The following is a 10127-nucleotide window of genomic DNA, read 5'->3' as shown; positions in this document are numbered from 1 at the left end:
TTTTCTCGCTTCTCGCTTCTCGCTTCTCGCTTCTCGCTTCTCGCTTCTCGCTTCTCGCTTCTCGCTTCTCGCTTCTCGCTTCTCGCTTACCAATTGCATTGAAATGCCTGCCAATGTCACAGCAAAACGATTGCCTGTGAATGGGTCTATAATCTGTTGAAACGTAGCGTCAGAGTTGCAGTTGTTAAAATAGTCATTAGTGATCCATGCATCATAATTATGAAATCAATATGTTAGCGTGCAATTCTTCCTATAAACTACGTCAAGTTTTAGCGCTCTTAATTATATGGACGGAGCTCCTTTAAAGGGTTAAGAGCGTCTGCAGTGGACCCCAGACGATAAAAAGGTAAAACAATGAAGCAACGCCTGATTGTAAAAACCGCTTTGAGCGCGGCGATTCTGGCAACTCTTGCCGGATGTGCAACGCAACCAGCACATGAATGGAATGAAGATACAACATACAAACTGACTGTACTGCACACGAACGACCACCACGGTCGCTTCTGGCAAAACAAATACGGTGAGTATGGTATGGCAGCTCGTAAGACACTGATCGACGAGCTACGTACAGAAATTCAAGCAGAGGGTGGCAGCGTTCTTCTACTGTCAGGCGGCGATATCAATACAGGTGTTCCTGAATCAGATCTGCAAGATGCGGAACCAGATTTCAAAGGTATGAGCAAAATTGGTTACGACGCGATGGCGTTGGGTAACCATGAGTTCGATAACCCACTTGACGTGCTATTCAAGCAGCAAGAGTGGGCTAACTTCCCAATGCTGTCTGCGAACATTTACGATAAGGAAACCGGTGAGCGCTTGTTCCAACCTTACGCAATGTTCAATAAGCAAGGCATCAAGATTGCCGTGATCGGTCTAACGACAGAAGACACAGCAAAACTAGGTAACCCAGAGTACATTGGTCAAGTTGACTTCCGTGATCCGAAAGAAGAAGCGAAGAAGCTGATCGCTGAGCTAAAAGAAACTGAGAAGCCAGACCTTATCTTTGCAGTGACACATATGGGTCACTACGAAAACGGCAACCGTGGTGTGAACGCTCCGGGTGATGTTGCGTTGGCTCGCTACCTAAATGAAGGTGATTTGGACATGATTGTGGGTGGTCACTCACAAGAGCCTGTATGTATGGAAGGTCCAAACGTTATTAAGAAGAACTTCAAGCCGGGTGAAGAGTGTAAACCAGATGAGCAAAACGGCACTTACATCGTACAAGCGTACGAGTGGGGTAAGTACGTTGGTCGAGCTGATTACGAATTCCGCAACGGCGAATTGTCTATGGTGAGCTACGATCTGATCCCTGTGAACCTGAAGAAGAAGATCAAAGTTGATGGTAAATCTCAACGCGTGCTTATCCAAGATGAGATCGCGCAAGATGAAGCTATGCTTGATTTCCTACGTCCTTACCAAGAAAAAGGTCAAGGCAAGCTAAACGTTAAGATTGCAGAATCCAATGGCAAACTGGAAGGTGATCGCAATGTGGTACGTTTCCAACAAACGAACCTTGGTCGTCTGATCGCAACAGCACACATGGAGCGTGCGAAAGCAGACTTCGCTGTAATGAACTCAGGTGGTGTTCGTGATTCAATTGAAGCGGGTGACATCACGTACAAAGATGTGCTGACCGTTCAACCATTTGGCAACATGGTTTCTTACGTAGATATGTCTGGTAAAGAAGTACTAGACTACCTAAATGTTGTTGCAACGAAACCTGTTGATTCTGGCGCTTACGCTCAGTTCGCTGGTATTTCAATGACTGTTGAGAATGGCAAAGTAGCAAATGTATTTATCGGTGGCAAACAGCTTCGACTTGATGGTGAGTACCGCTTTACTGTACCAAGTTACAACGCTTCAGGCGGTGACGGCTACCCGAAAGTTAACACTCACCCAGGTTACGTAAATACAGGCTTTACGGATGCTGAAGTACTGAAAGAGTACCTAGAGTCACACAGCCCAATTGACGTAAACGAATACGCGCCTTCAGGTGAGATGGTTTACAAGTAAAAAGCGATTGACTCAAAGTCGCTGATACCATTAACTTAAAGCGCTGCACCTCACTAGGGGCAGCGTTTTTTGTTTTATAAGGAGAATCTTGATGACTCCGGCCATTAATCTTGCGAAAAAGAAAAAAGTTTCACACACCATTCACCAATATGAGCATGATCCAAGAGCAGACAGCTACGGATTAGAAGCAGCAGAAGTATTGGGACAAGATCCAAAGAAAGTATTTAAGACTTTGCTGTTTTGCTTAAACGGCGAGCCTAAGAACCTTGCCGTTGCGATCATTCCTGTCGATCAAAAATTGAACCTAAAATTGGCGGCGAAAGCTGCGAAAGGTAAGAAAGCGGACATGGCAGATCCTGAAATCGCTCAAAAGACCACAGGTTATGTTGTGGGTGGAATCAGCCCATTGGGGCAGAAGAAAGCGCTGCCTACTTTTCTGCATGAAAGTGCAACACAGCAAGAGACGATCTGTGTGAGCGCAGGTAAGCGTGGTTTAGAAATTGAATTGGCACCCAAAGATTTGTTGAGTCTAACACGTGGTCAATTTGCTCCTCTTTGTCTGTAAATACATGACCAATAAAAAGGACGCTGATGAGCGTCCTTTTTTGATCTTGTGATGGAGCGAATGGTTACTTCTTCAGGCTCAACGTGCCGCCTGTGCGTTTCGTTGGTTTGCTTGGCTTCGCTGCATTTGGATTCATGTAATGCTGCTTAGGCTTGCTCGGTGATTGAGGTTTATTGTGATCACCTTGAGGCTTACTGCGTTCACCTTGTGGTTTCGCTTTGTAGTGCTCTTTTGCAGGGCGTGCATTCTCATCATCACGTTGGCGACGTTTTTGCTGACCTTTTTTAGAATTTGGCGCATGTCGGAATTCATCCGCGTTGTTACCACGGAAGGTACGTGTTTTTTGGTTACGGCGTGCCGTTGAACCTTGGTTTTCTTCGCGGCTATCAAATAGTTTGGCATCGGTCGCTTTACGAATGTTGCGACCTTTAGAATCTGTCTTTGACGCTTCCTCTGTGCCCACTGAACCTTCACACATTGCTAGGATCTCTGCCACTTCATCGTCACTCAGGTAACGCCATTTACCATTTGGAATGCCATCAAGTGAGATGTTCATGATGCGTACGCGACGCAGTTTAAATACTTCGTAGCCGAGCGCTTCACACATACGACGGATTTGACGGTTCAAACCTTGCGTTAACACGATGCGGAAAGAGAATTTGGTTTCTTTTGTTACCTTACAAGGTAGCGTGACTGTATCGAGGATCTTCACACCGCTCGACATCTGTTTTAGGAATTCGCCAGTAATAGGCTTATCAACACGTACCACGTATTCTTTTTCGTGGTTGTTACCTGCACGCAGAATCTTATTTACGATATCACCATCGTTAGTCAGAAAGATCAAACCATCTGAGGGCTTATCCAGACGACCGATAGGGAAGATACGCTTTTTATGACCGATGAAATCAACGATGTTGCCCGGGATGTCGCGTTCAGTTGTACAGGTGATGCCCGTTGGTTTGTTCAACGCGATATAAATCGGTTTTTCTTTTGCTGCAACAGGGTTTCCATCGACACAAACGTCATCGCCTGGAAGTACTTTTGTTCCCATTTCTGGTTGTTGACCATTAATGGTGACACGACCTTGCTCGATAAGACGGTCGGCTTCACGACGTGAGCAGAAGCCCGTTTCGCTGATGTATTTGTTTAAGCGTTTTGCGTTGTCTTGTGACATGTTGGTCTCCTAACGTTTCACAACGGCGGTTAATAAAGGTTGCCTTGCCGCAGTTAATTGCAGCAAGACAAGATAAGGTCGGGCATTCTAGCACCGAGATTCGAGTTAGCCTAAACGTTTTTGATGACGTTCACGCGTCTCCATTTTCTTTTCAGCACTCTTTCTTAATAGAACGTAAACGGCGCCGCTGCCACCGTGGAATCGTTGTGCACTATGCACGCATTGCACTTCACGGATCTGTTGTAACCAACTGCTGACGAAACTTTTCATTAATGCTGGTGGATTAGAGCGCTCGCCACGACCATGTACGATCACGACGGTACGGATATCCATCTCAATACATTGCTTGAGGAATTTGACTACTTCGTCACGTGCTTCTTTCAGTGTCTTACGGTGCAGATCAAGTCGAGCTTGAATTAGGTATTTACCAAGGCGTAGTTTGCGGTATACACCATCTTGTACACCATCCCGTTTGAACTCGATAAAGTCATCGGGTTTGAGCATTTCTGCATGGTCAATCGACAGGTACTCTGGGTCGTCTTCAGTAAGCCAAATAGCGGCTTCGCGTTTCGCCATCTGAGCGTCCGTCACTTGGTGCACTTTTTTGTGCTCTGCAGTATCGTGGTCGATAGGCTTTACGTCGCCCATCATCTGTTGAAACAGATCAAAATCGTCGTCTTGAGACATAACGGCAATCTCATAAAGAACAGGGTAGGAATAGTAAGATTATATCAATGAGTAGTGCATTGAGATCAAATAAAAAACCGGAGCAGGCAAGTAACCAACTCCGGTGCAAAGCGTTTCTAGAGCTAAGCGAGATCTAGTGAGGAGATTTGTCGTTCATAATCTTGTAAATGAAGAAACCGCCGTAAAACAACATCAGACCAATTGCCCCAAAGATTACTATCATTGACGATAGTCCCACCGCATTACCAAATAGGAGATCAAGCCAAAAGTCCATACGTTTCCTCCAAGATATTTCCGACATTGATAACGTTAATGGGTGGTGTTTTTTTGCACACTGATCTGGATCAATTATGTTGCCAAGGTTAATAAACTGTGTTTTATTGTGGGTTCTTAGTCACATTTCACGTGCTAGTGTTCAGTAAATCGTCAAACGAATTAAGACATTACGTTTTTTTGTAAAAAGCGCTTGCGTCTAACTAAAGAATCCGTAATATACGCATCCGTTGACGGGGATAAGTCCTCAGTTAAACATCTCGGTGAATAGCGCAGCTTGGTAGCGCATCTGGTTTGGGACCAGAGGGTCGGGGGTTCGAATCCCTCTTCACCGACCACTTTCAGAAAGCCTGCTCAATGAGCAGGCTTTCGTCGTTTCAGCGGTCGCAAATTTGGCTTTGATAGTAGTGAACCAAATGGGGTTCGCCTGAAGTTAGAATATGGCTCTTCACCGACCGTATTAGAGAAAGCCGTAGCAGAAATGCTACGGCTTTTTTGCGTTTTACGGCTTTTTGAATCGAGAACGCTTCGCTTCGGGAACAGACTCTGCTCTTCGAGATGCGAGAGAAGGAACGCTTTGAGGCAAATCAGCTTTCATCAACTGGTAAATGAAAACGTAAGAGATCCCCAACTCGCTCGTCCCTCGCTCTTGAGGATGACGAATAAAAAGCACTGAATTCAAAGGCGTCATTCCCGAAAGCGACGAAGGAGCGCAGTCGGGAATCTCTCTATTGTTCTGAGTGATATGATAAAACTGCGCTTCTCGCTAGTTCACATCACAACTAATGTCTTTAATCGGAGTTTCGGACGTCGTGAAACAAACGTAAGCCGTTTTTGGATGGTTTGGACCGATTTTAATGTACCCAGCTTTTAGCTCATCTTCATCAAAAGTAGCGGAATGAGACTGACCAGTTTTGCCATCAAAGTAAGTAGCTTCAAAGTTCTGGTTCATCATATGAGCGACGCGGTTACGAGTATGGGCGGTTGAAAAAGTGATGTTTGCACAACGCATCATAGGCTTTTGGTTAATGAGAAACTGTCCACTTTCTTTATCCAAAACACCGCCTTTTGTATCCGGCGTAATATCAATAGGTTGGAAGTCTTCAATCGTACAAGACGATTTTGCATGGGCAAGCGATGGCAATAGTAGCGCGCTAGCAAGGCATAATAATGAGGCTTTGAACGTCATAAAGGCTCTTATCAAATTTGAAGTTGTTTAAGGATTGACTCGATAGTATCCAATAGGTGATCGTATTTGTCAGCGTGATGTAAGCGTCATTTGCCTACAAATACAACACGATAAGTAGATGTAAGCATACCAGCAAATGGAGCTATCTTCTTTATCCAATATCGCAGTCTGCTTTGTGAGTTTTTGCTAGAGGTTTGACAGTGAAACCGCGTTTTTCTAATAGTTCGATTACATTGTCTTTACCTACTAGGTGTAAGCTGCCTACCACCACGGTGTATTTACCGGATTTTTTCGGTAGTACACTACCTGTATCTAGTTTCTGAGCCCAGTCGCGATTACGGGAATAGAGAAAGGCTTCATTGAACTCATCACTGGATTGTTCACTCGCTGATGCTGCTTCAAGTGAGCTACCATCGCCGCTCTTCCAACTGTCGATTAAGCATTGTACCAGTTTGTCGCCACCGTCATATTCTTCAATAGAAGAGAGCAAAAAATCTTTACCGCCATCTTTTTGTCCCGCAATTAAGTCCAATTGGAATTGCACATTCTCCAAAGCAAGTACTGGTACTTTTTGTTGGTCAGCTAAGTTAATGAGGTGCATGTCGACACCTTGATCAGACTCGTAACCAAGTTTGTTTACCAACATTAACTGGATTGTCAAAGCCGCAGACCATGGCGGTGCATTGAGCAACTGTGCTTCTTGTAGACCTAGGTCATTGGCTATTTCAGCAAGATGTTTGCGCTGTGTTTTATCTAAAACATCTCTAGCGTGAAGCGAGGTTTCCGGGTAAGTCACCCCTTCTGTATTTCGAATGTCTGCTTCGATGATTAAACCATCACTGTTTGTCAGGAACCGAGTCACAGCTTCTGGTAATGGATACATGCTTTTATCGCCGACATGTACAGACCCGATAATCATGTATTCCGTCTCGCCCTTCTTTGCCAGCCAGTGTTGTGGTTCGGCTTGAACAGAATAAGAAGTAAAAAAGACGATCAGAGATGACATCACGGACAAGAGTCGAAACATATTTTGCTCCTCGAATTCAATAGGCACTTTATCTATAACATGGTTCGGCAAAATCGTCATTTTTTAAAAAATTGACGAGTTTTAACGGCTAGGAAATGAGAGGTAATTCACGAAAGTGTTTCAATTGAGTTTGTTGTTAATGGTTCACTTAATAACCAATAGTGATCAGAATCCTACAAAATCAGTCGAAACCCATCGATATTCGTGATTGAGATCGCAACAAACTCGTCAAAAAAAGTTAGCCGCTTTTAACGTCAAGTTTAACTTGTTGAAATTATTATGTTTATATTTTTGAATGCTTGGCTTAATTTGAGCCAGATCACTTCTTAGTTTTATTAATTTTACGCTTAGAAATAACTGCTTGTATGTTGAATGCAACTGTTAAGCGCCTCGCATTTAGGTGCTCACCATTTTTAATAAATGTCGTTTTGAACCACTGACTTTTTGGGGAAAGTAAGATGTTGAAACATAGTCTGATTGCTGCTTCTGTTATCGCTACATTGGCAGGCTGCTCTTCACTACAGAGCTCTGAGCAACAAGTTGTAAACTCACTGGCTGATAACCTTGATATCCAATATGAAGTGTTAACTAACCATGGTGCTAACGAAGGTCTTGCGTGCCAAGATATGGGCGCAGAATGGGCTTCTTGTAACAAAGTAAACATGACGCTTGTTAACCAAGGTGAAGCTGTTGACTCAAAAGATTGGGCTATTTACTTCCACAGCATTCGTCTGATTCTGGATGTTGACAACGAGCAGTTCAAAATCTCTCGTGTAACGGGTGACCTACATAAGCTAGAACCAACAGATAAGTTTGACGGCTTCGCTGCCGGTGAAGAGGTTGTTCTTCCATTGGTTGGTGAATACTGGCAACTATTTGAAACTGACTTCATGCCGGGTGCATTCGTTTCTGCTCCAAACGCAGAACCTAAGATGATTGCTTCTCTAAATACTGAAGATGTTGCGTCTTTTGTGACGGGTCTTGAAGGTAACAACCTAAAACGTACACCAGATGACAACAATGTATTTGCAAACGCTGTGTCTCGTTTTGAGAAAAACGAAGACCTAGCAACACAAGACGTATCAACCACGTTACTACCAACACCAATGCACGTTGAAGCGGGTAAAGGCAAAGTAGATATCGCGGATGGTATTGCGCTGCCTAAAGACGCATTCGATGCGACTCAGTTCGCAGCGATTCAAGATCGTGCAGAAGTGGTAGGTGTGGACGTTCGTGGTGATCTTCCTGTAAGCATCACTGTTGTTCCTGCAGACTTCACCGGTGAATTAGCAAAATCTGGTGCTTACGAAATGAGCATCAAAGGCGACGGTATTGTGATTAAAGCGTTCGACCAAGCAGGCGCTTTCTACGCAGTACAATCTATCTTTGGCCTGGTAGATAGCCAAAATGCTGATTCTCTACCACAACTGTCTATTAAAGATGCGCCTCGTTTTGATTACCGTGGTGTGATGGTGGATGTGGCTCGTAACTTCCACTCTAAGGACGCAATCCTTGCAACGCTAGACCAAATGGCAGCGTACAAGATGAACAAACTTCACCTTCACCTAACCGATGATGAAGGCTGGCGTTTAGAAATCCCGGGTCTGCCTGAGCTGACAGAAGTGGGTGCTAACCGTTGTTTCGATACACAAGAGAAAAGCTGTTTACTGCCTCAGCTTGGCTCTGGTCCAACGACAGACAACTTTGGCTCTGGCTACTTCAGCAAAGCAGACTACGTGGAAATCTTGAAATACGCAAAAGCACGTAACATTGAAGTGATTCCAGAAATCGATATGCCAGCTCACGCTCGTGCAGCAGTAGTATCAATGGAAGCTCGTTACGACCGCCTAATGGAAGAAGGTAAAGAAGCTGAAGCGAACGAATACCGTCTGATGGATCCTCAAGATACATCAAACGTAACGACGGTTCAGTTCTACAATAAGCAAAGCTTCATCAACCCATGTATGGAATCTTCAACTCGCTTTGTTGATAAGGTGATTTCAGAAGTGGCAGCAATGCACCAAGAAGCTGGCGCTCCACTAACAACTTGGCACTTCGGTGGTGACGAAGCGAAGAACATCAAGCTAGGTGCTGGTTTCCAAGACGTTAACGCAGAAGATAAAGTAAGCTGGAAAGGCACGATTGACCTGTCTAAACAAGACAAGCCGTTTGCACAGTCTCCACAATGTCAGACGCTAATCACAGATGGCACAGTCAGTGACTTTGCTCACCTACCAAGCCACTTCGCGGAAGAAGTGTCGAAGATTGTTGCTGAGAAAGGCATTCCAAACTTCCAAGCTTGGCAAGATGGTTTGAAATACAGTGACGGCGAAAAAGCGTTCGCTACAGAAAATACTCGCGTAAACTTCTGGGACGTTCTTTACTGGGGCGGTACTTCGTCAGTGTACGAGTGGTCTAAGAAAGGTTACGACGTGATTGTTTCTAACCCAGATTACGTGTACATGGATATGCCATACGAAGTTGACCCGAAAGAGCGTGGTTACTACTGGGCAACACGTGCAACGGATACTCGTAAGATGTTTGGCTTTGCACCAGAGAACATGCCTCAAAACGCAGAAACTTCTGTAGATCGCGATGGCAATGGCTTTACTGGTAAAGGTGAAATCGAAGCGAAACCTTTCTACGGTCTATCTGCACAACTTTGGTCTGAGACAGTACGTAACGACGAGCAATACGAGTACATGGTATTCCCTCGCGTCCTCGCTGCTGCTGAGCGTGCATGGCACCGTGCTGACTGGGAAAACGACTACAAAGTTGGTGTTGAGTACTCGCAAAACTCTAATCTAGTTGATAAAGCATCGCTAAACCAAGACTACAACCGCTTTGCGAACGTACTTGGTCAACGTGAACTGGCTAAGCTAGAAAAATCAGGTATCGACTACCGCCTACCAGTACCAGGTGCAAAAGTAGAAGATGGTAAGCTAGCAATGAACGTTCAGTTCCCTGGCGTAACGCTTCAATACTCTCTGGATGGTGAGAACTGGTTGACTTATGCAGACAACGCTCGTCCAAATGTAACTGGTGAAGTCTTCATCCGTTCGGTATCTGCGACAGGTGAGAAGGTAAGCCGTATCACTAGCGTGAAATAATAGCGCTCAGTATTCACTAAAATCATAGTTCCTTACTCAAAGCCCTCAACTTATGTTGGGGGCTTTGTTTATTTTTCTTCGGAAAA

General features: G+C 44.6%; 8 protein-coding genes and 1 tRNA gene. 4 read left to right on the top strand and 5 right to left on the bottom strand.

Annotation, left to right across the window (positions count from 1 at the left end; all coding sequences use genetic code 11):
* The first annotated feature begins 354 nt into the window (after positions 1-354).
* A complete protein-coding gene (gene ushA, locus VHA02S_RS20260; protein WP_009696822.1) occupies positions 355-2016 on the top strand; it encodes a bifunctional UDP-sugar hydrolase/5'-nucleotidase UshA in 1662 nt (553 codons plus the stop codon).
* 91 nt (positions 2017-2107) lie between these two features.
* Positions 2108-2581, top strand: a complete 474-nt coding sequence (gene ybaK / locus VHA02S_RS20255) for a Cys-tRNA(Pro) deacylase (RefSeq protein WP_005449237.1) — start codon at positions 2108-2110, stop codon at positions 2579-2581.
* Between the two features lie 64 nt (positions 2582-2645).
* Here the strand turns inward: ybaK and rluF are convergent, their stop codons facing one another.
* From rluF to VHA02S_RS25525, 3 genes are all read right to left on the bottom strand, one after another.
* On the bottom strand, positions 2646-3755 hold the full coding sequence (rluF, locus tag VHA02S_RS20250; RefSeq protein WP_038898458.1) for a 23S rRNA pseudouridine(2604) synthase RluF: 1110 nt from the start codon (positions 3753-3755) through the stop codon (positions 2646-2648).
* A gap of 105 nt (positions 3756-3860) precedes the next feature.
* Positions 3861-4442: a DNA endonuclease SmrA gene (smrA, locus tag VHA02S_RS20245; protein WP_038898459.1), complete on the bottom strand. Its 582-nt coding sequence runs from the start codon at positions 4440-4442 to the stop codon at positions 3861-3863.
* 133 nt (positions 4443-4575) lie between these two features.
* Positions 4576-4716 carry a DUF3149 domain-containing protein gene (locus tag VHA02S_RS25525; RefSeq protein ID WP_005382236.1) on the bottom strand — a complete coding sequence of 47 codons (141 nt, stop codon included), beginning with the start codon at positions 4714-4716 and terminating at the stop codon, positions 4576-4578.
* 260 nt (positions 4717-4976) lie between these two features.
* On the opposite strand from VHA02S_RS25525, the gene VHA02S_RS20240 reads away from it, so the two are divergent.
* Positions 4977-5053 (top strand) — tRNA-Pro (locus VHA02S_RS20240).
* Between the two features lie 428 nt (positions 5054-5481).
* On the opposite strand, the gene VHA02S_RS20230 is transcribed toward VHA02S_RS20240, so the two are convergent.
* A complete protein-coding gene (locus tag VHA02S_RS20230) occupies positions 5482-5904 on the bottom strand; it encodes a hypothetical protein (protein ID WP_005449234.1) in 423 nt (140 codons plus the stop codon).
* A 151-nt stretch (positions 5905-6055) separates the two neighbouring features.
* Complete coding sequence (locus tag VHA02S_RS20225) at positions 6056-6931, bottom strand: TraB/GumN family protein (RefSeq protein ID WP_005449233.1); 876 nt, start codon at positions 6929-6931, stop codon at positions 6056-6058.
* Between the two features lie 458 nt (positions 6932-7389).
* Between VHA02S_RS20225 and VHA02S_RS20220 the strand changes: the two genes are divergently transcribed.
* Positions 7390-10041, top strand: a complete 2652-nt coding sequence (locus VHA02S_RS20220; RefSeq protein ID WP_005449232.1) for a beta-N-acetylhexosaminidase — start codon at positions 7390-7392, stop codon at positions 10039-10041.
* Positions 10042-10127: the final 86 nt, after the last annotated feature.

The organism is Vibrio harveyi NBRC 15634 = ATCC 14126 = KCTC 12724 (assembly GCF_001591145.1).
GTDB classification, from domain to species: domain Bacteria; phylum Pseudomonadota; class Gammaproteobacteria; order Enterobacterales; family Vibrionaceae; genus Vibrio; species Vibrio harveyi.
Note: the sequence above shows the minus strand (reverse complement) of the source record. Positions and strands in the feature narration are given on the sequence as shown.